At 50.0% G+C, this 25234-nt stretch carries 29 protein-coding genes; 10 read left to right on the top strand and 19 right to left on the bottom strand.

Going from position 1 to position 25234, the window contains the following annotated elements; translation table 11 throughout:
* Positions 1-18: 18 nt before the first annotated feature.
* The 7 genes from I4W93_RS06735 to I4W93_RS06705 all read right to left on the bottom strand — a co-directional run bounded on the left by I4W93_RS06735 (position 19) and on the right by I4W93_RS06705 (position 8221).
* The gene (locus I4W93_RS06735) at positions 19-1641 is read right to left on the bottom strand and encodes an amino acid ABC transporter ATP-binding/permease protein (protein ID WP_205309469.1); all 1623 of its coding nucleotides are present in this window, start codon (positions 1639-1641) and stop codon (positions 19-21) included.
* Positions 1628-3310 (bottom strand): thiol reductant ABC exporter subunit CydD, encoded by a 1683-nt coding sequence (gene cydD, locus I4W93_RS06730; RefSeq protein WP_224673345.1) that lies wholly within the window; start codon positions 3308-3310, stop codon positions 1628-1630. The genes I4W93_RS06735 and cydD overlap by 14 nt, the downstream gene beginning before the upstream one ends.
* A gap of 34 nt (positions 3311-3344) precedes the next feature.
* Entirely contained in the window at positions 3345-3458 is a 114-nt protein-coding gene (gene cydX / locus I4W93_RS06725) for a cytochrome bd-I oxidase subunit CydX (protein WP_205309468.1), read from the bottom strand.
* Between the two features lie 13 nt (positions 3459-3471).
* On the bottom strand, positions 3472-4608 hold the full coding sequence (gene cydB / locus I4W93_RS06720; RefSeq protein ID WP_205309467.1) for a cytochrome d ubiquinol oxidase subunit II: 1137 nt from the start codon (positions 4606-4608) through the stop codon (positions 3472-3474).
* A 1-nt stretch (position 4609) separates the two neighbouring features.
* A complete protein-coding gene (locus tag I4W93_RS06715) occupies positions 4610-6169 on the bottom strand; it encodes a cytochrome ubiquinol oxidase subunit I (protein WP_224673307.1) in 1560 nt (519 codons plus the stop codon).
* A gap of 238 nt (positions 6170-6407) precedes the next feature.
* The gene (gene xdp1 / locus I4W93_RS06710) at positions 6408-7151 is read right to left on the bottom strand and encodes an exosortase-dependent surface protein XDP1 (RefSeq protein ID WP_205309465.1); all 744 of its coding nucleotides are present in this window, start codon (positions 7149-7151) and stop codon (positions 6408-6410) included.
* Positions 7152-7360: 209 nt separating this feature from the next.
* Positions 7361-8221 carry a MurR/RpiR family transcriptional regulator gene (locus I4W93_RS06705; RefSeq protein ID WP_205309464.1) on the bottom strand — a complete coding sequence of 287 codons (861 nt, stop codon included), beginning with the start codon at positions 8219-8221 and terminating at the stop codon, positions 7361-7363.
* A gap of 138 nt (positions 8222-8359) precedes the next feature.
* Between I4W93_RS06705 and I4W93_RS06700 the strand changes: the two genes are divergently transcribed.
* Positions 8360-9562: an anhydro-N-acetylmuramic acid kinase gene (locus I4W93_RS06700; RefSeq protein WP_205309463.1), complete on the top strand. Its 1203-nt coding sequence runs from the start codon at positions 8360-8362 to the stop codon at positions 9560-9562.
* Between the two features lie 23 nt (positions 9563-9585).
* Here I4W93_RS06700 and I4W93_RS06695 read toward each other — a convergent pair whose 3' ends face one another.
* Both I4W93_RS06695 and I4W93_RS06690 read right to left on the bottom strand, forming a co-directional pair.
* Positions 9586-9831, bottom strand: a complete 246-nt coding sequence (locus I4W93_RS06695) for an EF-hand domain-containing protein (RefSeq protein WP_205309462.1) — start codon at positions 9829-9831, stop codon at positions 9586-9588.
* An 82-nt stretch (positions 9832-9913) separates the two neighbouring features.
* Entirely contained in the window at positions 9914-10114 is a 201-nt protein-coding gene (locus I4W93_RS06690) for a hypothetical protein (RefSeq protein WP_205309461.1), read from the bottom strand.
* A 180-nt stretch (positions 10115-10294) separates the two neighbouring features.
* On the opposite strand from I4W93_RS06690, the gene I4W93_RS06685 reads away from it, so the two are divergent.
* The 4 genes from I4W93_RS06685 (at position 10295) to I4W93_RS06670 (ending at position 13096) form a co-directional block, all read left to right on the top strand.
* Entirely contained in the window at positions 10295-10753 is a 459-nt protein-coding gene (locus tag I4W93_RS06685) for a hypothetical protein (protein WP_205309460.1), read from the top strand.
* Between the two features lie 114 nt (positions 10754-10867).
* Positions 10868-11575 (top strand): AraC family transcriptional regulator, encoded by a 708-nt coding sequence (locus I4W93_RS06680; protein WP_205309459.1) that lies wholly within the window; start codon positions 10868-10870, stop codon positions 11573-11575.
* Positions 11576-11681: 106 nt separating this feature from the next.
* Complete coding sequence (locus tag I4W93_RS06675; protein WP_205309458.1) at positions 11682-12590, top strand: DMT family transporter; 909 nt, start codon at positions 11682-11684, stop codon at positions 12588-12590.
* Between the two features lie 164 nt (positions 12591-12754).
* Entirely contained in the window at positions 12755-13096 is a 342-nt protein-coding gene (locus tag I4W93_RS06670; RefSeq protein ID WP_205309457.1) for a DUF6694 family lipoprotein, read from the top strand.
* A 92-nt stretch (positions 13097-13188) separates the two neighbouring features.
* Here the strand turns inward: I4W93_RS06670 and I4W93_RS06665 are convergent, their stop codons facing one another.
* The 9 genes from I4W93_RS06665 to I4W93_RS06625 form a co-directional block, all read right to left on the bottom strand.
* Complete coding sequence (locus I4W93_RS06665) at positions 13189-14607, bottom strand: NAD(P)(+) transhydrogenase (Re/Si-specific) subunit beta (RefSeq protein ID WP_205309456.1); 1419 nt, start codon at positions 14605-14607, stop codon at positions 13189-13191.
* Positions 14608-14610: 3 nt separating this feature from the next.
* Positions 14611-14925: an NAD(P) transhydrogenase subunit alpha part 2 gene (locus tag I4W93_RS06660; RefSeq protein ID WP_205309455.1), complete on the bottom strand. Its 315-nt coding sequence runs from the start codon at positions 14923-14925 to the stop codon at positions 14611-14613.
* Between the two features lie 34 nt (positions 14926-14959).
* The gene (locus tag I4W93_RS06655; protein ID WP_205309454.1) at positions 14960-16087 is read right to left on the bottom strand and encodes an NAD(P) transhydrogenase subunit alpha; all 1128 of its coding nucleotides are present in this window, start codon (positions 16085-16087) and stop codon (positions 14960-14962) included.
* A gap of 103 nt (positions 16088-16190) precedes the next feature.
* On the bottom strand, positions 16191-17150 hold the full coding sequence (gene dusC, locus I4W93_RS06650; protein ID WP_205309453.1) for a tRNA dihydrouridine(16) synthase DusC: 960 nt from the start codon (positions 17148-17150) through the stop codon (positions 16191-16193).
* A 10-nt stretch (positions 17151-17160) separates the two neighbouring features.
* Entirely contained in the window at positions 17161-17304 is a 144-nt protein-coding gene (locus tag I4W93_RS06645; RefSeq protein WP_205309452.1) for a DUF2256 domain-containing protein, read from the bottom strand.
* A gap of 2 nt (positions 17305-17306) precedes the next feature.
* A complete protein-coding gene (locus I4W93_RS06640; RefSeq protein ID WP_205309451.1) occupies positions 17307-18179 on the bottom strand; it encodes an HDOD domain-containing protein in 873 nt (290 codons plus the stop codon).
* Positions 18180-18269: 90 nt separating this feature from the next.
* Positions 18270-18734 (bottom strand): hypothetical protein, encoded by a 465-nt coding sequence (locus tag I4W93_RS06635; protein WP_205309450.1) that lies wholly within the window; start codon positions 18732-18734, stop codon positions 18270-18272.
* 92 nt (positions 18735-18826) lie between these two features.
* Positions 18827-20683: a M48 family metallopeptidase gene (locus I4W93_RS06630; protein WP_205309449.1), complete on the bottom strand. Its 1857-nt coding sequence runs from the start codon at positions 20681-20683 to the stop codon at positions 18827-18829.
* Positions 20684-20704: 21 nt separating this feature from the next.
* A complete protein-coding gene (locus I4W93_RS06625) occupies positions 20705-21295 on the bottom strand; it encodes a LemA family protein (protein WP_205309448.1) in 591 nt (196 codons plus the stop codon).
* A gap of 173 nt (positions 21296-21468) precedes the next feature.
* Here I4W93_RS06625 and glpE point away from each other — a divergent pair, with 173 nt between their 5' ends.
* Both glpE and glpG read left to right on the top strand, forming a co-directional pair.
* Positions 21469-21795 (top strand): thiosulfate sulfurtransferase GlpE, encoded by a 327-nt coding sequence (gene glpE, locus I4W93_RS06620; protein ID WP_205309447.1) that lies wholly within the window; start codon positions 21469-21471, stop codon positions 21793-21795.
* Positions 21788-22642: a rhomboid family intramembrane serine protease GlpG gene (gene glpG / locus I4W93_RS06615; protein WP_205309446.1), complete on the top strand. Its 855-nt coding sequence runs from the start codon at positions 21788-21790 to the stop codon at positions 22640-22642. The genes glpE and glpG overlap by 8 nt, the downstream gene beginning before the upstream one ends.
* On the opposite strand, the gene I4W93_RS06610 is transcribed toward glpG, so the two are convergent.
* Complete coding sequence (locus I4W93_RS06610; protein ID WP_205309445.1) at positions 22623-23018, bottom strand: flagellar basal body-associated protein FliL; 396 nt, start codon at positions 23016-23018, stop codon at positions 22623-22625. The genes glpG and I4W93_RS06610 overlap by 20 nt on opposite strands.
* A 177-nt stretch (positions 23019-23195) precedes the next feature.
* On the opposite strand from I4W93_RS06610, the gene I4W93_RS06605 reads away from it, so the two are divergent.
* The 3 genes from I4W93_RS06605 to I4W93_RS06595 are packed head-to-tail and all read left to right on the top strand — an operon-like array spanning position 23196 to position 25056.
* Positions 23196-23723, top strand: a complete 528-nt coding sequence (locus I4W93_RS06605; RefSeq protein WP_205309843.1) for a chorismate--pyruvate lyase family protein — start codon at positions 23196-23198, stop codon at positions 23721-23723.
* On the top strand, positions 23720-24598 hold the full coding sequence (gene ubiA, locus I4W93_RS06600; RefSeq protein WP_205309444.1) for a 4-hydroxybenzoate octaprenyltransferase: 879 nt from the start codon (positions 23720-23722) through the stop codon (positions 24596-24598). The genes I4W93_RS06605 and ubiA overlap by 4 nt, the downstream gene beginning before the upstream one ends.
* Positions 24599-24615: 17 nt before the next feature.
* Positions 24616-25056: a DUF192 domain-containing protein gene (locus tag I4W93_RS06595; protein ID WP_205309443.1), complete on the top strand. Its 441-nt coding sequence runs from the start codon at positions 24616-24618 to the stop codon at positions 25054-25056.
* Positions 25057-25234 lie beyond the last annotated feature (178 nt).

The raw sequence follows: 25234 nt of genomic DNA, 5'->3' as shown, positions 1-25234 counted from the left end.
CTTTGGTACGGGGTTTTTTTATTCGGCAGGCAATCTCAGTTCTATGGTGTGTTCTAGCGGAAACTGCTGGTGGCTGACAATAATTAATAGGCCAGATTGCTGGCGCTGTTGTAGCGCTTTGGCCACCCGCTGTGTAGTAATGCTGTCTAGCCCTGCAAAGGGTTCGTCAAGCAATAAAATCGGTCTTTTCGTCAGTAATAACCGCGCTAGCGCAATACGCCGGCCCTGGCCGCCGGAAACGGCAGTACCGAATTCACCCATCAAGGTATCTAGTTGCTGTGGCTGGCTTAGGGCCCAGGTTTTCAGCGCGACATCTTCCAGCACTTGCCATAGCTCTTGCTCGCTGGCCTCCGGTGCGCCCAAACGCAGGTTTTGCGCCAGGGTTAAATCAAATATGTCAGGTTGTTGCGGCAAATAACCCAGACAGTGGCTTAATTGCCAGTGCTGCAATGGTTTATTGTTCAATGTCACCTGGCCCTGGTAGGGGAGGTCGCCAGCCAGTGCTTGCAGCAAGCTGGATTTACCCGCGCCTGAAGTACCGTTAATCACTAGTGTCTGGCCTGACTGCAGCGCAAAGCTAATATTGTCCGGCCCGCTTAATGCCGCCGGATGTCGTGCTGACAGCTGCTCCACGGTCAGCCGATAGGGCCCGGTTGGTTGTGGCTTGTCGTTGTCGGCGACTGTAATGTCGCCAAGTTGGTTTAACCTGTCGCGCGCGGCCATGCTTAACCCCAACGCGACGAAGCTGTGACACAGTGGCGTTAATACCTCATACAGCGCCCACAATGCCAGCAGCGCCGCCAGCAATAAGGCAACACTAAGCTGGCCACTCGCCAGCAGACTGCTGCCTTGCCATAACAACGCCAGCAGCGCCAGCGCCAGCAGACAGTGTTGCGCCAATACTGAACGGCTAATTAATTGTTGCTGACGCTGTTGCAGCGCCAGTAACTGCTGGTCTGCGCGATGAAATGGTTGCACGGCACTTTGCCAGCGCTGCCATAAGCGTAAATTTGTCAGCATACTTAACGGCTCCAGTGCAGCCTGGCGCCTTAGCGCTGCCGTATCAGCTTGCTGTTTCGCCAGTGCTAAGGCCTGGTGCAAGGTTGTGGGCGGAACAACTAATGCCGCCAACAGCAGCGGCAGCGTCGCCAGTAACAACGGCTGGGCTAACCATGCCCAGAACATCATAACCAGCGTTGTTAGCAGCAGAGCCCACAGCCAGGGGGCGACCACCTTTAGCGGAAATTGGTCCAGCAGATCGATATCACTGACCAGTCGCTGCAGGCTGTCGGCTGAGTGGCGTGTCGGGCTTTTGCTTTGAGCCATAACATTAAAACGTGTTACTCGTAGGTCTTTTAATAGCCCCAGCGCGGCATAATGCGAACTGAGCCGCTCGGCGTAGCGGCCGGCGGTGCGTGTAATAGCGCAGAGTCGAATAATCGCTGCCGGACGAAAATAATCAAAGCCGATACCGACACTGACCAAACCCGCCAGCGCAGCAGCGCTGATAAACCAGCCTGACAGTGCCAGCAAGCTGACTACCGCCAACAAGGTAATGAACCCCAGTAACAGCGACAGCGACCAAGCCCCGCGGCGGCTAGCTAGTAAACTGCGCAGGCGGATCGGTTCAGGCGCGTTCATGCATGTCTTCCCGGGTTAAGCTGCTAACGCCGTCAGGCAAACGGATAACCTGATCCAGCCAGTCCAGGCCATGTAACTGATGGCTAACCAGTAGCACGGTTTTACCCACGCTTAGCTGGCCGATAAGTTGGTGTAAACGGTAGGCGGTAGCGCCATCGAGGTGGGCCGACGGTTCGTCTAACAGCCAGATATTAGCATCACGCAGCAAGAGCTGTGCTAACGCCAGCCGCTGTAACTGGCCACCAGACAGGCCGAGGCCGCGCTCGCCCAGCATAGTATTAATACCATTGGGCAAACGGCTAATAAGTGGCCACAATTCTACCTGTTGCAGCACCCGGCTAAGCTGTTCAGCGGTGGCAGCAGGGGCGGCTAAACGCAAATTGTCAGCAATACTGGCAGCAATAAAACTGCTTTGTTGTGCCATGTAACCCAGCTGTTGTTGCCACTGCTGCAATGTGATATCGCTAAGCGACTGTTGTCCAATAAAAATGTCGCCGCTGTAGTGCGTAAAACCGAGAAGTGCATGCAATAAGCTGGACTTACCACAACCGCTGGGGCCTTGCAGCGCAATACGTTCACCGGCGCCAATGTGCAGGCTGATTGGTGCCAGTCGTTGCCGGCCAAATTCGCCGCTGATTTGCAGCTGGTTAATGCGAATTTCCGGTGCAGCATTTATTGCCAAACTCTGGCTGCCGGTATGTTGCCAGGCCTGGTGCTGTAGTATCGGTTGTAACCCGGCAATCGCCGCTTCTGCCTCGGCTTTGGCATGGTAGTCGCTGCCGAGTTGGCGCAGCGGGGCATAAAACTCCGGCGCCAGCAGCAGAATAAATAACGCGCCCTGATACGGCACCACAATATCACCTTTGGCCCAGGGCAGAATGCCCAGCAAACCTAAGCCCAGGTATAACGCCAGTAAGGCGATGGCCAGCGCCGAGAAAAACTCCAGCACGGCGCCGGACAAAAACGCCATTTTCAGCACTTTCATGCTGCTGTCACGATAGCGCTCTGCAGCGTTGGCCACCGAATTGGCAGCGCGCTCAACCGCGTTAAGCTGGCGCAAAGTGGGCAAGCCGCGGACTAAATCAAGAAAACGGCCACCCATACGGGCCTGCTCGGTAAACTGTTGCTGGCTGGCGCTGGCGGCAGCATTGCCGAGCAAAATCATGAACATCGGTACCAGCGGCGCCGTCAAAAGTAAAATGGCCGCGGCCAACAGGCTGTAAAAGGCCGTGGCAATGGCCAGCAACAGTGGTATCACCAGCACCAGATAACGCTGCACATAGTAGCGACTGATAAAGCCATCCAGAGCATCGACTTGTTCCAGCAGTTTGGTGCTGATACTGCCATCACTACCGTACTGGTTTTTACCCGGGCCGGCGTCAGCAATATGTTGTAATACTTGCTGGCGCAGTTTCAGCCGTACTTGCTGGCTGGCACTGACGCTAAGTTGCTCACGGCCATATTGCAGCACAGGCCGCCCCAGCAGACAAAGGGCCAACAGCGGAAGCAGGCTAACTAACAGTTGCCGGTCAGTGGTGCTGTCAGTCGCTATTGTGCTAAGCCAGTCGGCAAATAACAGCGACAGCAAATACGCTTGTAGGATAAACAACGCCGCTGCCAGTATCGCCAGCAGCAGCGCATTATTAAGCTTGGTTTTAACCGGCTGCAGCAGCTGATTTAACTGCTGCAGCGCGCTCGATGGCTTACTCAGCGTGGGTTTCCTCGCCTTCGTAGCCTTTTAACTCCAGCCACATCGCATTGATAATGCCAAATGAGCAGGCCAGTAACACGCCTAAAATCCAGGCAAAATACCACATATCAGGCTCCTTACTAGTACAGTGAATGGCTGTTATCGCGGATATGCTGCTCGTTTAAGCGTCCGCGCATCACATAATAACCCCAGCCGGTGTACGCCAGTATTATAGGTACAAAAATACAGGCCACGACAAACATAATCATCAGGGTGGTTTCGCTGGCCGTGGCGTCCCACATTGTCAGGCTATGTGCCGGATGGCTGCTGGACGGCATCACAAACGGAAACATGCTGATGCCGGTGGCCAGAATAACCATTGCCATCGCCAGCGATGAGCTGACAAAAGCCGTGATATGACGCCTTGCTTTGCTGGCCAGGGCGCAGGCAATAAAACTCAGTACTCCCAGCACTGGCACCAACCATAACACTGGCTGTTTGCCATAGTTAACAAACCAGCCGGCAGCGGCCACCTCAACCAGTTTTTCAGTGGTACGGTTAGCGCCGTTGGTATCAATCACGCTGCTGACGATATAGCCGTCAACACCGACATACAGCCAGACACCAGCCAGTACAAATAATACGGCACAAAGCAGTGCTACTATGGCAGATAGCTTTTCACTGCGGGCTTTTAACTCACCTTCGGTTTTCAGCTGCAGGTAGGTTGCACCATGGTTAACGATCATCAGTAAACTTAGTACCCCGGCCAGAAGCGCAAACGGGTTAAGCAGTGCCCAGAAGCTGCCGGTGTAATGCAGGCGCAGTATATCGTCAAAGTAAAACGGTACACCTTGCAACAGGTTGCCAAAAGCCACACCGAAGATAAGCGCCGGTATCGCAGAGCCTGCCGTTAATGCCCAGTCCCAGCGGCTGCGCCATTGCTCAGTGTCTATTTTAGCGCGGTATTCAAAGCCGATAGGGCGTAAAAACAGCGCAAACAGGGTAAGCATTAACGCCAGGTAAAAACCACTGAAGGAGGCGGCATATACCGTAGGCCAGGCGGCGAACAAAGCGCCGCCGGCAGTAATTAACCATACCTGATTACCGTCCCAGTGTGGTGCTATGGCATTAATCATCACTCGGCGCTCGTCGTTGCTGTTACCCAGCACTTTTAACAGCGCGGCTACGCCCATATCAAAACCATCGTTAATCACAAAGCCAATCAGCAACACGCCAATTAACAACCACCAGATAAAACGTAGTGCTTCGTAATCCATGTTAGACCTCCTTCACCCCAGATGGGCTTTCTAAATCGTACTTACCGGTGTGCAAAGATGACGGGCCAAGTTTGGCGTATTTGGTCATCAGCCACATTTCGATAATGACAAAGATGGTATACAACACCATGATGCTGATTAAGCTTATCCAGATATCGGTGACGGTTAACTGTGATACCGCCAAATGCGTTGGCAAAATTTCACCTATCGCCCAGGGTTGGCGGCCATATTCAGCGACAAACCAGCCCGCTTCACAGGCGATCCAGGGCAGTGGCAGGCTAAACACGGCAAATTTCAGCAGCCATTTTGGTTTATCGACGGTGCGTTTGGCGCTATGCCAGAACGCCAGCGCAAACAGCAGCAACATTGCAAAGCCACAGGCCACCATAATGCGGAAGCTCCAGAACAACGGCCATACTTGTGGTACTGAATCTTCTACTGCCTGGGCAATATGCTCAGCAGTGGCGTTGGCGACATCATCGGTATAAGCCGTTAGCAGCATGCCATAACCTAAATCTTCTTTAACTTCGTTAAAGCGCTTAACGGTGGCCGGCGATTTATCACCGGCACGATATTGCAGCATTAACACATAAGCTTCCTGACCACGGATAATACGCTCTAAGTGCTTCGCTTTTAACTCCGCTAAGCCCGGTACCGGTTCATCCAGCGAACGGGTGGCAATTAGCCCTAATACCGCCGGAATTTTCAGCGCATAGTCTGTAGTTTGGGTCTCTTCATTCGGAATGCCAAATACGGTAAATGCCGCAGGTGCCGGATGGGTTTGCCATTCCGCTTCTACTGCCGCCAGTTTGACTTTCTGCACGTCACCGAGCTCATAGCCCGATTCATCGCCCAGCACGATAACCGATAAAGCACTCGCCAGGCCAAAGGCTGATGCAATAGCGAAGCTGCGACGAGCAAAGGCTAAATCACGGCCTTTGAGTAGATACCAGCTGGAAATGGCCAGTACAAAGATAGCGCCGGTAACATAGCCGGCCGATACCGTATGTACAAACTTGACCTGAGCTACCGGGTTAAACACCACCTCGCTAAAGCTGGCCAGCTCCATACGCATGGTGTCGATATTAAATTCTGAGCCTATCGGATGCTGCATCCAGCCATTGGCGATTAAGATCCACAGAGCTGACAAATTAGTACCCAGCGCCATTAGCCAGGTTACCGCCAGGTGTTTTTCTTTACTTAACCTATCCCAGCCAAAAAAGAACAGACCGACCAGGGTAGACTCGAGAAAGAAGGCCATTAAAGCTTCTATTGCCAGCGGCGCACCGAAAATATCGCCGACATAATGAGAGTAGTAAGCCCAGTTGGTGCCAAACTGAAACTCCATCGCAATACCGGTGGTAACGCCAAGCGCAAAGTTAATGCCAAATAATTTACCCCAAAATTTGGTCATATCGCGGTAAATGGTTTTGCCGGTCATCACATACACCGACTCCATTATCGCTAATATAAACGCCATGCCTAAGGTAAGAGGGACAAACAAAAAGTGGATCATTGCCGTAAAGGCAAACTGAAACCGGGACAGGTCAACTATATCCATCACTAAGCTCCGCTGCGCAGGTTAGGGTTAAGCAGTACCTAAAAAGTAGTACTGCCAGCGCACTATACAAGCAGCTGTTCCAGAGGCTTATGCGCTGGATCAAGCTTTTGGTTTTTATATTAGCAGATGTTAATTTTCGGTTGTGCACTCAGTTATAGCTGGCAAGCAGTGCCAGGCAAATTGGTAGAGGTTTTGCAGTAAAAAAGCGCCATTAAGGCGCTTTCGTATTGTTGTCTGTTTATTTCAGCCGTCTGCGGCTGGCAAAAGCAACTAAGCCCAACGCGAACAGTGATAGGGTGGCAGGTGCTGATACTTGTGTCGTACTGGTCGTTTTGGTGGTAATACCGCCAAATTTCATGTTGTCATTGCCAGCTGTTAAGCCACTGCCAAAATAGTGGTTGTAGGCACCTACTAACCAATAACTAGCTTTAACACCAGTGGTAGCCTGGCCTGCACTAACACCGCTGTTAAGTGAATAGTATTGATTAAGTGGTGAAGTTCCGACATTTGAGAAGCTGGACGATGCCAGTGCATAGTCAGACACTTGTTGCCAGCGGCTCATTGCAGAACCACCTTGAAACGGGTTGCTGTTAAAGGCGGCAATAGACACGTCAGAGCCTGTCATGGCGTTAGTGATGTTTAGTCCGGCCAGCTCAACGTCTTGATCAAATGCTAGTAATACAAAGTCGTAGCGGCCAACGTTATCAGTCCAATGTGCTTCGCCGTTGGCGTTAAACACCAAGGTGCCCCACATACTTAACCACAGCTCGCTTTGGTAAATATTTTCATCATTGTACGCAGACCAGGATGTCATGGTAACGGACATGCTATTGTCGTTGTCGCTAAGGTTAATGCTATTAGGTACTATATTACGGTTCATATTGTGAGCTGATGAACCGTTAGTGAAATCCCAGGTTTGTGTTGCAGCTTGGCTGGCGCCGCTCAGTGCAAGTAAACTGCAGGCGATAAGTAACTTTTCCATAGTATTAACCTTAATTCCAATGAGCTGATTGCGCCCCGCCGACAATTTTACCTGTTTGGCTGGCTATTTGTACACAATTGTTATTTAAAATAAGTGCAAGCAATAAAAATGCCAGTATTAAAAGTTAAGCCAGATCAAGTCATTGCTTCGGTCAGGGGGTAGCGTTTCTCGGCATGCTGTAAAATTTTATGACAACTTGTACTGCTGTTTTAGCGTTTTCGGGCTAAAAAGGTATCGACAGCTTGGTTGGAGGCAGCCAGTTTTTTCCGCCCTTGTGGGCAGGTTTGCGTCAGTAGAATAAACAACGTATCGATCACCAGCTCCTGGGCATTACGCGCCAGTATTGATGATAGCCGTGCTGAGCTCTCATCGGCCACGGTGTATAAATTTAACAGCGCCAACCGAGCGACGCTATTGGCACCGTAAGAGGTGATGCTAATAATTTGCACACCATTAGCGGCGGCTTGCTCGGTAATTTTCACGCTGTCGGGAGTCTCGCCGGACTCACTTAACACCACCAGCACATCTTCAGCAGTGTAGTTGGCAATATTAGCCAATTGCACATGGGTGTCGGTTTCAGCCAGCGCCGCAGTGCCGAGTTTTTGCAGCTTATAGGAAAAGTCTTTTGCTACCAGAGCGGAGCCACCTTTGCCGCAAAGCAATACGCGTTTAGCATTGCGCAGCAACATTGCCGCCTGCTCAAAGCTGGTTTGACTATTAATAGCATGGGTTTTTTGCAGTACGTTAATTTTACTCGCCAGTAGTTTCTGACTCATGGTGCTAAAGGTATCATCCAGAGAAATTTCGCCATGCAGTTTGTCACCACTGACCGCTGGTGCCTGGTGATGCAGGCTGTCACTGATAGCAAATTTAAAATCCGGGTAGCCTTTATAACCCAATTTTTGGGTAAAGCGCACCACACTGGCCTGGCTGATGCCCACCGCTTTAGCCAGCATTTGCGATGGCATATCGCGGATATGGTCTGGATTAGCCAGAATGTAATCTGCCAGTTGCTGTTCAGCTCGGGGGAATTTCTCCCGCAACGCTTCAATTTTGTCCAGTACAGACATTAGCAAGTCCTGTTAGCAAGCTGCTTGTGTCACCGATTCTGCCAGATAATGCAGCAAAGCGGCGTATTAATTGATAATCTAGCCGGCATTATACACATAAATTATTCATTCTGGCCGCCTGGCCAAGAGGATACCCTTATGCACAGCCATATTAAGCGTTTATATACCCTAGCTGGTAAGCCCAGTCGCTGCATTATTGGCCTGATGAGCGGCACTTCGCTGGATGGCCTGGACGTAGCGCTGTGTCAGCTGAGCGGTGATGGCCTGGACACCAAAGTGGAGTTGTTACATTTTGCGACTGTCGATTACGACGATAGCTACAAGCAGCGGGTGAAGGCGGTATTTGCCAAACGCGAGGTCGACCTGCAAGCGCTAACCTTGCTCAATCCCTGGATCGCACTGCAGCATGGCCGCATGATTAACCAGTGTTTAGCAGCCTGGCAGTTAACTGCCGCCGATATCGATCTTATCGCCAGTCATGGCCAAACGGTATACCACTGCCCTAAGCGACAACATCAACTGCAAGATGAGGGCAATGCCACTTTGCAGTTGGGTGACGGCGACCATTTAGCCGTCGTTACCGGTATTACCACTATCAGCGATTTTCGTCAGAAACATATTGCCGCCGGCGGCGAGGGCGCGCCATTAGCAGTGTATGGCGATTATTTACTGTTTAGCAGTAAGACGGAAAACCGCATTATGCTCAATATCGGCGGTATCGCTAACTTTACCTGGCTGGAGCAAACGCTGGACGCCGAAGCAGTATTCAGCAGCGATATTGGCCCGGGCAATACCATGATGGATGCCTATATACAGCGCCATGTTATCGGCCAGCATTATGATACCGATGCCAAATTAGCGAAAGCCGGTGTTGTAAGTGAGCACTTACTGCTGGCGTTAAAGCAAGATGGGTTTTTTGCGCTTAATTTCCCAAAAACCACCGGACCGGAAGTGTTTAACCTAGTTTACTTGCAGCGCGCGCAGCAAATCTCCGGCACGACACACTTAAGCCACGCTGATGTAATGGCCACACTCAACCGATTCTCGGCGGATATGATTATCGCGGCGATACAACACATTACTGCAGCACGGGATCAATTTACTATTTACGCCAGTGGCGGCGGTATTCATAACCCACTATTAATGGCTCACATTCAGGCTGCATTGCCGGACGTGGTAATCAAAAGCACCGCCGATTTAGCAATAAACCCTGATGCCAAAGAAGCGGTATTATTTGCCATACTGGCCAATGAATGTGTCGCTGGCGGTAAACAAAATTTCAGCAATGCCCGCGAAGGGATCCCCGGTGTTACCATGGGCAAAATTAGTTTTGCTGATTAGCTGGCGACAGCTTGCCCAGGGGGTTAGTATTCCCACCAACAATCCTGCCACCAGTCTAAAAATTCGGCAAAGTCTATGTAGCCATTGTTATTGCTGTCGATAAGTTTAAAACCTTCTTCAACATGGCTAACTTTGGTTTTCGGCGCCATTACGGTTAATAGCTCAATAAATTCGGGCAAATCTATACGGCCATTGCCGTCGCGATCAAAAAATTCAAATTCGGTTTTTATTTGTGCAATTTGTTGTTCAGACAAGGGTTCTTTATTCACAGTGCTACCTTTTACTTTGTATCCGCTTTGCTCTCAGTGTACTGGGCGTAGAAATATCTGTCTATGGCGATGGCTGCAATAGCTATTGCAGTGACAGCTTGTCTGCCACCGGAGACTCTACCTGCGGTATAAGCCGCTGTTGCAGTTGCTGCAAGGTGTTTGCATCGGCTGAAGGCGCCTGATCATTCAGGTTAATTAGCAATAGCACAGCATAAAGCACACCGAGGCTTGCCAGCAGCGCCGCCAGCGTTTTTAACGTAAATTTGGTAAACCTGATAAACATCAGCACTGATATCCGCTGTATTTTGCTTAATTTGCCGCAATTTTAATCTTGTTACCGTTAATTAACAACTTGGCGTAGTATAGCTACCAGCTTCACCAATAGTTACACCTGAACTGGTTGCTGCAAGGCAGCCTGCAGCGTCGCTTGCGGCATGGATAAAACCAGGTTAGGCTTTTCAACGTGACAATAACGTTGCAACAACCCACCGTCGGCCGCACACACAAGCTTTATAAGATCCTGCTGGTTAATGGCATTATCTTAAGCGCCACCTTTTTTGGCTATAAGTACCTGCCAGCGTTAATGGCGCTGGAACCGCGCCACAGCGGCCGTTTAATGGCGCTGCTGGCAATTGCACCGGTGTTAGCACTGTTTTGTTCTATTGCTATAGGCGCAAGGCAGCCGAAAACCTTTAGTGCTAGCCTTGATGGCATAACGCTAAGCGATGGCATCGCCGGCAGCGAGTTTTACCCCTGGCACAATATCAGCGGCTTCAAGCTAAACCCCAACCGCAAAGTACTAACATTTCGGATAGAAAGCCTGCAACTTAAGCAAACCCTGCGATTAAAGCAGTTTGGTATTACCGAACTGCAGCTTGAGCAATTGCAGCAGCTGGCAGCAGTGGGGTTAAAAAGCAAGTAGGGGATGGCAGGTTTGTGCCAAGAGCAGACAAAAATAGAAACCCTGGGTATTTTATTTGGTAGTATCCGTCTACATACATGTTAACCTGATAATCTTAAATTGGTGCTTTGATTTATGCCCGACGCATTATCTATTCGTTCTTATAGCACTAAGCCCACCAATCACTCACATGACTATTACCAATTGGTTTTGCCACTCCGTGGTGTGATAGTTATTAAAGTCGGAAGTTTTAGCGGCAGAGTCGCAGCGGGTGAATGTGTAGTAGTAAGGCAGCATGAAGCACATCTTTTTAATGCAAACCCTGAAGCGCTATTTGTCGTCGCAGATATGAGCGAGCTTCCTGAAAATATTAATTTTTTTGATGGTACTGTTTTCACGATTTCAAAATCGCTTTCCTGCTATCTGTCATTTATAGAAGCGCAATTACAGCTTCAGCTAAATGCTGAACTAGAGCGATCTATGTACAAAACATTTTATCTCTTGCTAGCAGAACAGGAACTGCTTCCGAAGCTGGATAGTCGCATAGTAAGCGCTATACGCTACATTCAAGAGAACCTTCAAGAGACATTAACGATAAACCTGCTAGCAAAAGTAGCATGCCTCAGCGGCACACAGCTTAAATTTCTATTTAAAAAGCAGACTGATTTGACTGTGAATAGCTATATCACCAAGTTACGTATGGAAAAAGCTCAGGCATTGCTTAGACATACGGATTTTACTGTTCAATTGGTCGGTGAGATGGTCGGCTATCCTGAGCTATCCGCATTTAGCCGTAAATTCACTCAATACTTTGGAGTTCCTCCGACGCATTTTAAGAAATAACTTCCGTCTGAATCGACAACAAATACGTCCTTATAGCCAAATGTTTAATCGATAACACTTGTACCATCTCACCACTTTGGTTAATTGGTAGTTAAGGATAGCGGCTATGTCAATAAATTCTCGTTTTAACGGCGCTCTGGCAATTGTCTTTTCGAGCTTGCTTTGGGGAACAACGGGGACGGTAGCTCATTTCGCATTGAACGTAAGCCCTTTAGCAATAGGCGCTTTCGCTATGGGGATAGGCGGCATTTTTTTATGTGCTAATGCCGCAAAGAGCTTAGTGCAGGACTTATCAAAAATGCGAAAAATGCCGGTTATCCTTGTTGCCGGGAGCATATGTGTAGCGGTGTACCCGTTAGCATTTTATACATCTATGCGCTGGTCTGGCGTTACTATAGGCACTGTAGTATCTATCGCTAGTGCACCGCTTTTTTCAGTGATTCTGGAGCGTCTTTTTTGCCAAAAACTTTTCTCTTGGAAATGGGGAGTTAGCTTCGTGTTAGGTGCTGGAGGTGTTTTGTTGTTGAGTTCAGGAAAAACATCAAGGGAAGTCAATGAGATGGATACTCACCTACAGCAAATTGGTGTTTGTCTTGGCTTGGTAGCTGGACTGACTTATGCAGGTTATTCATTGGCAGTGAAATCCATGATAAATTCGGGAGTCAATTCAAGATCTGCGATGGCTGGGTTATTTGGTCTTGCAGCACTCATTCTATTACCTTCGTTATTTGTTACCGGCGAAAACCTGTTCGCTTCAGCCGGAAATGTAATTGTTGCTCTTTATATGGCTATTATCCCCATGTTTTTTGGCTACTTATTATATGGTTATGGGCTTCGGTCTATCGATGCAAGTAAGGCGACGTTGATCACTTTAATAGAGCCATTAATTGCTGCACTTTTAGCAGTCTGGATTCTTGACGAAACATTTAGACCAATAGGTTGGCTGGGTATGATACTTGTGTGTGCATGCCTATTAATCCAGTCAGTCAAAATAGAAAGCAGAGCTTCAAGTTGATCTCTTAAGCGACTAACCGACAAAATGCTGCATGAAGTGATGACGCTCATAAGGAATAGGTATTCGGCGTAATGTCCGCTTTTCGCTCTTAGCGGCCTTTCAGTTCGAAAGTCGGTGGGTTAGCCGTTACGCCATAACCCATTCTTGTATTATAAGGAAATACAATGAAACACCTGTTATTGGCTTTGCTTATCACCCTGGTTGCCGGTTGCGCCAGCACAAAACGCGATTATGTATTTGATGGTTCCAGCGCTGAATCAACTCAGCTTGGCGTTTCTGCTGTTAGAAAGCGCTTAAAACCGGCAGAGCAGCTTGAGTTTTTAATGGCATTAATGGCAATACAGTTTTCAGATGTCACCAGTATCAAAGATATAGCTGGAGACCCTACCATGACCGACGAAATTAACTACTTCATTATCGGCAAAAAAATTAACGGCTTAAACTACTACCAGGTGTTAGAACTGGCAAAATCCTCGCCGACTAAAGTGAGTGTGCTGGCACAATAATAGCGCCTTGTTCTGGCCTATACCTTGTGCCGAACAGGCGCCATAACGGCTGGCACAGCTTTGCCAGCCGTGTTCACGGCAGTGAGAGCGGCCTAGTGGCCGCCACCGAGTGACTTAATGGCCTGGATCATCGACACCATCACTTTTTGCGCATCGCCGTATACCATCTGGGTGTTGTCGGCATAAAACAACGCATTTTCCACGCCAGAGTAGCCTTTACCCTGGCCGCGTTTTACCACATACACCTGTTTTGCCATATCAACATTTAGCACCGGCATACCGTAAATTGGCGAGCTTTTGTTGGTGCGCGCTGCCGGGTTTACCGTGTCATTGGCGCCAATAACAATGACGACATCGGCGTCTTTAAACTCGTCGTTAATATCTTCCATATCATAGATAATGTCGTACGGCACACCGGCCTCGGCCAATAGCACGTTCATATGGCCTGGCATGCGGCCCGCCACCGGGTGAATGGCAAACTTCACTTCAACATCGGCTTCCTGTAGCAGCTTTACCAGCTCAAACAGTTTGTGCTGCGCCTGCGCTACGGCCAAACCATAGCCTGGGGCGATAATGACCTTACTGGCGTAACGCATGTTAATACCGGCATCACCGGCATCTATCGGTTTTTGGCTGCCGGCGATTTCACCTTCCGCTTCGTCGCTGGTGGCGCCAAAGTTGGAAAACAGTACATTGGCGACCGAGCGGTTCATGGCCTTGGCCATTAATAAGGTTAACAAGGATCCGGCCGAACCGACAACCATACCGGCAATCATCAGAGCCGGGTTATTCAGCACATAGCCTTCAAAGCCTACGGCCAAACCGGTAAAGGCGTTATACAGCGAAATAACTACCGGCATATCGGCACCGCCAATTGGCATGGTCATCATTACGCCGTAAATAAGCGCCAGTGCAAAAAACACTGCAAACACCGGCCAGGCAACGCTGCCACCGTGCCAGATAATGTAAGCGCCAATGCTCAGCAGCACTAACAACAAGCTACCGTTTACCAGCTGCAGCGCACTAAAGCGCAGTGTGCCGTTAATACGGCCATCCAACTTGGCCCAGGCAATAAGCGAGCCTGACAGTGCTATGGCGCCAATTAGCCCGCCCAATACCGCCAGGCTCAGTGACACTGTGCCATGGGTTTTGTAGCCAATCAGTTCAATGGCGGCAATGGCGGCAGCTGCCCCGCCACCCATACCGTTATACAGTGCCACCATTTGTGGCATTTCGGTCATTGCTACTTTTTTGCCGCTGCGCCAGGCCCAGCCTAAACCGAACGCCAGCGCAATCAGTGCCAGCGCGATATTGGTATTCAGGTGCGGTTTGGCAGCCTCGTTGACATCCAGCGTATAGAGAAAACTGGCCAGGACCGCCAGCACCATGCCCCAACCGGCCACAACGATGCCAGAGCGAGCGGTAAGCGGCGATGACATACGCTTTAAACCGTAAATAAACAAAAACGCGGCAAGAAAATAGCTGCTATCAATGAGTAACGCTGCGTTCATGCCTTACTCCTTAGGGGTTTTGGTTGAGGGTTTAAACATCTGCAGCATACGCTCGGTCACCACATAGCCGCCGGCGGCATTGCCGGCACCTAACAGTACACCCAGAAAGCCTATAATCTGCTCGGGCAGCGAACTGGCATTAAGCAGCGCCCACAGCGCACCAACTACGACGATACCGTGAATAAAGTTAGAGCCGGACATTAACGGCGTATGCAAAATGGCCGGTACCCGGCCGATAATTTCAAAGCCGGTAAAGGCGGCCAGCATAAAAATATACAGCGCGACAAAGCCGGTTAAGATGGTGGTGGTGTAGTCCATAACTCTCCCCAATAAATAGTCTAGTAACGTGGTATTAGTGTTTTGCCAGTGCGGTTTTTACCGCCTCGGGTTTTATTTCGCCGTTATGTGTTAGTACGGTTTTCGCCAGCACTTCATCAGCCCAGTTCAGGTTGATGGCGCCATCAACAACAAATAGCTGCAGTAAATTCAGCAGGTTTTTTGCATATAACTCTGAGGCGTGTTCGGCCAGCATTGACGGCACATTTAATGGTGCAGCAATCGTCACCTGACCCTGGGTAACGGTTTCACCTGGTATGCTGTATTCGCAATTACCCCCGCCCTCGGCGGCTAAATCTATAATCACTGCACCCAGCTTCATGCCATCGACCTGGGGTTTGCTAATTAGTTTGGGTGAGGGCCGGCCGGGGATGGCGGCGGTGGTGATAACAATATCAGCCTGTTGGATATGCCGTGTTACCACACTGGCAATTTTATCTTTTTCTTGCGCTGTCAGCTCGCGGGCATAACCGCCTTCGCCTCGGGCATCGACGCCGGTATCGACAAATTTTGCGCCTAACGACTCGGCCTGCTCTTTGGTTTCTGGCCTTACGTCATAGCCTTCGGTAATAGCCCCTAAACGTCGTGCGGTAGCAAGCGCTTGCAAGCCTGCTACGCCCAAACCCATTACCAGGCAGCGGGCGGGGCGGATAGAGCCGACTGCGGTGGTCATCATTGGCAAAATACGTGACAGCGTCGTGGCGCCCATAAGCGCGGCGTAATAACCGGCCAGCGCAGCTTGAGATGATAGCGCATCCATCGCCTGGGCGCGGCTGATGCGCGGTACTTGTTCCATGGCAAAGCAGGTGATGTTTTTCTCACACAGCAGACGGGTTAATTCAGGCTCTTTATGCGGGTAGATAAAGCTAAGCAGAATGCTCGCGGGTTTTAATAGCGCAATCTCGCTGGCTTTGGGCGCTTGTACTGCCAGCACGATATCGGCGTCTGCTAACAAATGCTGCTCAGTGCCTGCAATCTCAACGCCGTTGTAGGCATTGTCGGGCAGTTTGCTAGCCAAACCTGCACCGCTAAGCATACTGACGCTGCAACCGAGTTTACTCAATTTTTCGGCGACGGCCGGCACCAGTGCCACCCGCTTTTCGCCAGGCCGGCTTTCCATTAGCACGGCTATTTTTATCGGCATAACGTGTTCTCCTTAAACTAACTGTTTGAGGAGTATAGTCTTTATTTAGCGGCTTTTTGGATTGCTGCGAATGATGGCTAACATTTCGCCAATTTATACTGGTCTAACCTGTTGTATCGTCTGCAGCAAGGTGCAGCGCCTGCTGCAGGGCAGCCAGGATCTCGCTGCTTTTTCTCAGCACTCTAAGTTGGCTAAATAATGCAGCAGCCTGTGGGTATTGCAGTTTTAAATAACTAAACCACTGTTTAATGCGGTTGCAGTAGTACTGGCTTTTATCGCCGCACATTTCAAATTCAGAGTAGTGCATTAACAACTGCAGCACTTGTGCCCAAGGCATTGCCGGTTCATCACGGCGAATGCTTTGCGCCAGGTTAGGCAGCGCCAATGCACCGCGGCCAAGCATAATATCGTTGCAGTCAGACTGCTGCTGGCACAACCTGGCGTCAGTGGCGTTCCAAATCTCACCATTGGCGACCAGGGGTATTGCCACCTGCTGCTTGATTTTCGCGATCCAGGGCCAATAGGCTGGCGGGCGGTAACCATCGCTTTTGGTGCGGGCATGTACGGTAAGCATGCTGGCGCCGGCAGCGGCTATGGCAGCGGCATTGTCCAGTGTCAGTGAGGTGTCGTCATAGCCGAGGCGGATTTTAGCACTTACCGGATACTGCGGCGGTACTGCATCACGCACGGCTTTGACAATCTGGTATAACTGGTTGGTTTCTTTAAGCAGCACAGCACCGCCGCGGCTTTTATTGACCGTTTTTGCCGGGCAGCCAAAGTTTAAATCCACACCCGGTGAGCCCAATTCAACCGCGCGCACGGCGTTTTCTGCCAGCCAGTGTGGGTCTTGCCCCAACAGCTGTATCCGCACCGGGGTGCCGGCATAGGTTTTGCCACCGGTTAATAATTCAGGACAAAAGCGGGTAAACACACGCTCTGGCAGCTTTTGGTCGACCACGCGGATAAATTCGGTAATGCATAAATCGTAACCGCCAATACGGGTTAACATATCGCGCATCAGCGCATCGACCACACCTTCCATCGGTGCCAGAATAATCTTCATGATGTTTGGTCTACTCAGCGCTTTTGCTGCGGCGGCAGCGTTCAGAGCAGTAAATAACGCTGTGCCAGTTTAATTGCCATTTTTTGCGCCAGGTAAACATTAGCCCACATACCGGGCAGCGTTTCTCTGGCAATTGCAGTTTTTTGTGTGGCATTTTCAGACAGAGTAAATGGTGGTGATCTGTGCCCGATGCAGCAGTTCTGCTAGCTCTGGTAATTGCAGTGCTTCTATTTCCAATACATCTAATATGGCGCCACTGTGCTGCTCCCACTCTGGGTCCAGGCTAATGTTGAACAGCTGGCGACATTCGCCACTAAAATGCTCTGCCAGTTTTAACAGCGCAAACAGCTGTTTTTCTGTTTCACTGTCCGATCCCAGCATCAGCGCCGGGCTGTGGTGATAAGCAATCACATTACACAGCACGGGTGTTAAGCCCCAAGACTCTGCGATTAAATAGCCCAATACTTCATGGCAGGTGGCAAAGTGTTGCTCCTCTATTTCACTGTAAGGGCGCTGTGCCAATAGGCCTTGCTGCATAACGTGCTCGTACTGCGCCGTCTGCTGATGAATAAGCGCGATGCCGGCGTTATGAAACAGGCCCAGACTGTAGCAGTCGTCTTGCATGTCTTGCGCTAAATTAAAGTGTTTCGCCAGTGTCATGGCGATATTGGCGCTTTGTAGCGCACTGGCCCACAGTTTTAAACTGAATTTGTCATTCTGGCCTTCTGCCAGGGTAAAGCGCAGTAGCACACTGCGCACCAGTTTCAGCACCCGATTGACGCCCAAAAATTTACAGGCATGTTCCACCGAGGTAATTTTCTGCCGTAGGCCAAAAAAGGCTGAGTTCACCACCTTTAAGGTAAAGCCAGCAATACCTATGTCCAGATTGATCAAGGCGGCTATGCGTTTGACATTAGGCTCAGGTAAGTCAAGTTGCTGCTGAATATGCTGCAAAATTTCCGGCTGTGGCGGTATGGTAAAGCCATTTAGTGCCTGTTCAATTGCTAACATATCAATGGCCTGCGCCATATGGCTTTCTCCGGGGTAAACTGCTGGTTAACGCCTAATAGTAAAAGCGGCGCAGATGAAAAGCAAAACTGTTTTATGTAGCTATAACGGTTACGAATCGAGGTAGGGGCGGCCAGACATCAGCTGCTGCGCCAGTTCGTGTTCGCTTTGCTGCTCGTTCAACTGTAAATCGTTAAACTGAACATCAAATTGTAGTAATTCTTCATCATCCAAATGCTGTGCCACCAGCCGGTCTGGCACTTGTCCAACCTGGCGGTAGGCGTTAATCGCTACCTGGGCGGCTTGTTCCATCAATAATAAAAAGTGCCCCAGCGGAAACTGCTGGAAAATCTCTGCATCCAGATGAGCCCAGCCCAGTAAATCGCCGCTGATTGCACCATCTGCGTGGTCGGTAAATAACATAGATACAGCCGGTCGGCTGGGGTTCTCACCCGCTTCATATTGCTCAGCATCTTCGCTGGTAAACAGCAATACATAACCAAACCCTGGGCTACCCTCAGCATCCATCTCGTCAAATGACGTATCGTAGATCAGATACAAGTGATTATCAGTCATGACGTTTTCCTGCTGAAAAAATGGGCGCTAATTCTAGCTGAATTTACGCCGATACTAAAGAGTGAACTGCAGTTAAAGCCGGTATTGTGGTTTTAGCTATTGGCGGCGTTGCTTTGATAGGGTATTTCCAGCAGCAGGGCTAATGCCAGTAGCAAGGCCTGCTCATTATTTTGCAGCAGCTTATCGGCTTGCACGCAGCGTTCAATCGCTTGCCAAAGTTGCTGCTTTTGCAGTGGAGCCAGTGCCAGCAACAGTGGTAGTTGCTGCGTAAGCAGCTGCAATGCCACCTCAGGCCGGGTGCTATTCAGGTTGAAAGCCAGAGTGCTAATGGCTGCCTGCCAGGCTTGTTGCTGTTGCTGCTCGTCGCCCGCCGCACTGCTGACTAATGCCAAGAGCTGGCTAACCGCCGGGCCGAGTTGCGACAGCGTTTTAGCGGAATACTTTTTACTAATTTGGGTCGGGTCGAACTGCGCGGCTAAGCTATGTTCAACAAACTGACTCACCAGCCAGGGGCTTATCCCGGGTGACGCTATGCTATTGAATAAGGCATGTAGCAGTTGCTCAAATTGTTTAAAGCGGCCCTCAGTCAAGGCTTTAAGCGCGGGCATTACACGTTGCAATAGTTGCACCTGCTGCAGGGCGTTTAACGTGGCAACGCTGTCACACAGTTGGTCTACCTGTTGCAGCAATGCTACTGAGCCTAACTCTTTAATCAGCCGCAGTTGTTGCGCCCGGCAGCTATCATCCTGTTGTAACAATAGGCAGCAAACCAAGGCTTGTGCGGGTTCTGTCTGGCGGCTACTGTGCAGTAAAATTAGTGGTAGTGCCTGTTGCAAACGCTCAGCCTGAGTCGGTTTTGCCTGGCTTGTAGTTGAAGTATGTTCTTCACCGCTGGTTGTTTGTGTACTGCGTGGGGTGGGGAATTTACCGTTCCACTGCGGTTCTAAGCGTTTAATCCGGTTGGAAAGCGGCGGGTGAGTGGCAAAAATTGATGCCCAGCGGCTTATCGCTTCACCAAAGAACAGGTGGCTGTTTTCATCGGCGTTGGGGTTGGCAATTTTGCTACGGCTGTTGTGGCTGCCAATGACTTTCAGAGCGCCGGCTATACCGCGTGGATTACGGGTAAACTGCACTGCGCTGGCATCGGCTAAAAATTCGCGTTGGCGGCTAACGGCGGCTTTGATCAGATTACCAAAAAACGAGCCGACGTAACCAATTACCACCAGGCCAAGCGCCAGCAGCAGAATACCACCACCGTCTTTTTTGCTGCTTGACGAGCGGCTGGTGCCTAGACGAACAGTGCTGCTGCGGCTGCTGCCGCGTAACATGTAGTAACCGATATGACCAAGAAACAAAATGCCATTTAAGATAGCGATTAAACGAATATTCATTCGCATATCGCCGTTTAAAATGTGACTGAATTCATGCGCGACGACGCCTTGCAACTCATCACGATTTAATTGTTCCAGGCAGCCCTGTGTTACGCCAATTACGGCATCGGCCGGGCTGTAACCGGCGGCAAAAGCGTTGATGCTGGGCTCGGGCAATAAATATACCGGTGGGACTGGAGTATTGGCGGCCAATGCCATCTCTTCTACTACATTTAACAGTCGGCGTTGCAGTGGGTCATCGCTATCTGCCGTTAAGCGTTGCCCTCCAAGCGATTCGGCCACTACCTTTCCGCCGGCCTTTAACTGCTGCCATTTAAACAGCACCGCCAAACCGACAGCGGCAATAACAATTACACTTACCAGGGCTACCAGGTTCCAAGGCAGGCTTTGCCATTGCCAGGATCCGTTAAGTACTGCCGGGTCAACAAAACCAAGGCTGATAACGGCAACAATATTGGTAAGTAGCAGCAACAACAGTACCGCAAGGGTAAACAGTGTCACCAAAATGCGGGTATTGCGCCGGGCTAAATCCTGCTGGGCAAAAAAGTTACTGCTCATAGCGCAGTGTAAGTCAGAGGGTTAAAAGCTAACTTTAGGTGCCGCCTGAATGGCAGCGCTGTCGGCAAATTCAAGTAATTTGGCGTCAGTAGCATGGCCAAAGCTGGCGGCAAAAATAACCGGTGGGAAGCTCTGTTTATAGCTATTGTAATCGGTAACGGCATCATTAAAAGCTTGTCGGGCAAAGGCAACACGATTCTCGGTGCTGGTCAGCTCTTCTGACAATTGCATCATGTTTTGATTGGCTTTTAAATCCGGGTAAGCCTCCATTACTACATTAAGCCTGCTCATGGCACCCTGTAATGCACCTTCTGCGCTAGCCAACTGGTTAATGGCACCGGCATCTCCAGGATTGTTAGCCGCAACTTTTAAACCAGCGAGAGCGGCATTGCGGGCGTTAATCACGGCTTCTAAGGTGTCGCGCTCATGCGCCATGTAAGCTTTAGCGGTTTCGACCAGATTAGGGATTAAGTCATAGCGGCGTTTTAACTGTACTTCAATTTGCGCAAACGCGTTTTGGAAACGGTTTTTCAGCTTTACCAACTGATTAAAAATGCTGATAACCCAGAACACAATTACAACGAGGATGGCAAGAATAATCAGGCTAGTCATAGCAACTCCGGAAGAGCGATACATTTAGTTGCTATTGTTAACAATAGTTTAATCGCTGTCCAGCCTTATCTTGTTAATCTAGTACTAAAGTTAGCATGTAAGCACAAAAACCTCAGGAGCTGCTAAATAAGCGCGGCTGGGTTATCATACCGAGCTAACTTTATGAGGTAAGCATGAGCGATTTTAAACATATTTCTTGCGCACAGACCGCGCAATTGTACGCTGACGGAAAAGTAGTTATTGCTGATATTCGTGATGAACAGAGCTTCGCTGCTGGTCATATCGATGGCGCTTATCATTTGACCAATGGCAGCTTAGTCGGATTTATGCAGCAATTTGAATTTGATCAGCCAGTCGTGGTGGTGTGTTATCACGGTAACTCCAGCCAGGGAGCCGCGCAATATCTGGCGCAGCAAGGTTTTGAACAGGTGTATAGCATGGACGGCGGCTTTGAAAGCTGGCGTCAGCAACTGCCTTTTGTGAGTGATGCCAGTGCATAAATTTGCTGAGCTTAATTCAGCCAGCGCCGCGCAATTGTTTGCCAGCTACTGCGCTACGCAGGGCTTGGATGTGCAGGCGGTGTTGAGCGATGCTAACCATGCAGAATTATTTGCTGCTAGCGCCCAGTTGCCGCAGATTGAACAAGAGTTCAGCCGTTTTCTGCGCCAACCCTCTCACGCTCGTTATCAGGCTGCCGCCTGGCAACACAGTAAGCCCGATATGCAGCAATCACAGGCTGATGCTTTACCGGCTATTGACTGGCGTGCGGCATGGCTACAAGCACCGTTAACGCTGGCCGTATTACTGTTGTGTTTGCTGGTCTATTGTTGGCAACAAATAGATTGGCATAGCAGTAGCCGCTGGTTGCAACTGACTGAGCCGGGGCAGCTATGGCGTTGGTTTACACCGATGTTGTTGCACTTTTCACTCACACACCTGGTATTTAATTTGGCATGGTGGTTTTATCTCGGCCGCCAGTTTGAGCAACGCTTGGGTGCTGGATTGTTGTTAAATGTCTCGCTATCAATAGCACTGCTGTCAAATGCGGCACAGTATTTTATGGTCAGCCCGCATTTCGGTGGTTTATCTGGTGTGGTGTACGGTTTGTTTGGTTATTTCTGGATTGCTGGTCGTATTAACCCGGCGCAAGGATTGTTCATTAGCCCTGGCCTTATTGGGTTTATGTTGTTGTGGTTGCTGCTAGGTTTTTTCGACGTACTTTGGGTTAGCATGGCTAACTGGGCGCATTTGGGTGGCTTGGTAACCGGAATGGTTTGGGCCTGGTTGTTGCGTCACCAGGCGGGACGTAATAAAGCTGAAGAAGAGGTTATTGATACAGATATTTAGTGAATAAAATGTCTTTAATCATACTTTCGCCAGCTTCTTTTTTCATCGCTTTCTGCAATGATTCTAAAATAGTTAGCCGGATATCTTCGCGTCCGGTTAACGACTTTATTTTGTCTTCCGGCTGTTTGGTAAAAATGCTGATAATGATGTCCAAAATTAACGGCTCATGGTGCTCAATGGCCGGCAGGTAGGCTTTATCTTCAACCATCAGTTCTACCGTTACCCGGATATAGCCCAGGCTTCGACCGTTGCCGGAAATATAGTTTGTAACAATGTCTGGATCGAAGCCGTAATACACCACTTCTTTTGGCTCTTGCTTTGCAGTAGTAGGCAGAGCGATTAACAACGACAGGCAAATCAGCAAGCGTATTAGCATAAGTATCACTTTTAGTTGGTAAGAGGGCCAGCAATAACACTAACCTTAGCGTTAAGGCTGGTATTTTACCAGCTAACGCCAATTGCCGTAAGCCGTTTTTCTGTGTTGAATGCGGCTGATAAATCAGCGTGAAGTTGCTATGATGCCAGCAAATTTTCAGCAACAGATTTGAACCCTGTGACTATTTCTCTTATTTCCCTGGATGCGCTTTGGCAAGATGCACGCCAGTTAAACTTACCGCCATTGCTGGCGCCCTGGTTACTGGAGCCAGCGTCGCTGACAGCGCGGTTTAAGCGCCATTGCCAGCAGTTTCGTGTTCAGGTGCTCAACGAACAGCGCAGTGAACTACCGGCTTTTTTACGACAATTGTTGCCTGACACCGCTGCGGCGCAGCTGCGCGAAGTCATTTTATGGTGCAACGACATGCCTTGCGTTTATGCGCAAAGCTGGTTGCCACAGCAAACTGTAACCGCGCTGCGGCCACTGGCTGATTTAGGCGAGCGCCCGCTGGGCGATTATATTTTTCAGCAGCCGGGCTTACAGCGCGGCATTATTGAAGCTACTCAACTGGATATCGCTTTACCACTGTTATCAATAGCTGAGCGTTGCTATGCCCGGCGCTCGGTATTTACGCTGAACGGCTTGCCTTTACTGGTTGCGGAGGCGTTTTTGCCTGCTGTGGCGTTGCTGGGTAAAACCCGATGATAAGAGCGGTTTTGAGTTGGCAAAACCGGCGGCATTACTTACAGCTGATGCGCTTGGAAAAGCCCATTGGTACTTATTTGCTGCTTTGGCCAACCTGGTGGGCACTGTGGTTGGCGGCAGAGGGCCTACCGTCATTTTTGTTACTATTGGTCTTTAGCCTTGGCGTAGTACTAATGCGCGCCGCCGGCTGCGTGATTAATGATTATGCTGACCGGCATTGGGATGGTGCGGTAGAGCGCACCAAACAACGGCCACTAGCCAGCGGCGCGGTAACACCCAATGAAGCGCTGCAGTTATTTCTGTTATTGCTATTGTTGTCAGCCAGCCTGTTAGTGTTTTTAAACTGGCAAACGGTGTTGTTATCGTTGGTGGCGGTACTGCTGGCCGCGGTATATCCGTTTATGAAGCGCTACACTCATTTACCGCAAGTGGTGTTGGGTGCGGCATTTAGCTGGGGTATGCCAATGGCGTTTATGGCCACTCAGTTGCAGTTGCCGCCGCTGTTGTGGTTGTTGTATCTGGCCAACCTGTTGTGGACAGTGGCGTACGACACTTATTATGCGCTGGTCGACCGGCCGGATGATATTAACGTCGGCATTAAATCCACGGCTATTTTATTTGGCCGTTATGCCTTACCAATTATTGCACTGTTGCAGCTGTGCACCTTATTGCTGCTGGGTGCGGTGGGGTATCTGGCGCAGCTGCACGTTATCTACTACGCCTGCCTGATAGGCGCGGCGGGCTGTTTTATTTATCAGTACCGGCTTGCCCGCGCCAGCCGGCAGGGTTGTTTTAATGCGTTTTTGCACAATCACTATGTTGGTATGCTGGTGTTTGCCGGTATCGCCCTAAGCTATCTAATCAACGAATTTTGATACAAGGATAAGGCCGCATGACACGATTTTTGGCAGCGCTTACAATGATATTGCCGCTATTGGCTTGTGCTGTGCCGGATGAACCACGAGAGGTATTTAGCCTGGTGCCGCTGCAGGTGGCTGAGGTACGTATTCAGGTGCAGTTGGCAGATACAGCGGAAAAACGGGCGCAGGGGTTGATGTTTCAGCAAAGTGCAGACCCGGGTATGTTGCTGTTGTACCGCGAGCCCAGAGCCATAGCGCTGTGGATGGCCAATACTGCTATGGCGCTGGATGTAGCCTATATTGGCCCGGATTGGCGCATAGCCGAATTAATCACCCTGGAGCCTTTCGATACCACAGCGGTGCCGTCAGCCAAGCCGGTGATTGCCGCGCTGGAAATGCCGCGTGGCTGGTTTGCTAAAAACGGCGTTCAGCTGGGGCAGAAAGTTACGTTACTACCAAACCTTAATCCCTGAACGTAACTAAAAGAACAGGAAGCATTGTCCCGATCGCGCAGCCACAGAGTGTCTGAGCGGCGGTGCAGCCAGAGCGAGTTGCTGTGGCGAGGACAGCGGGCGTTATGTCCCTTCAGTATCACCTAACCCTCAGGATTATCTGTACCAGCTTCGTAGCACGAGATAGTTGCCGCTCTGC

It is taken from the genome of Rheinheimera maricola (assembly GCF_016918075.2).
GTDB classification, from domain to species: Bacteria; Pseudomonadota; Gammaproteobacteria; order Enterobacterales; family Alteromonadaceae; genus Alishewanella; species Alishewanella maricola_A.
Note: the sequence above shows the minus strand (reverse complement) of the source record. Positions and strands in the feature narration are given on the sequence as shown.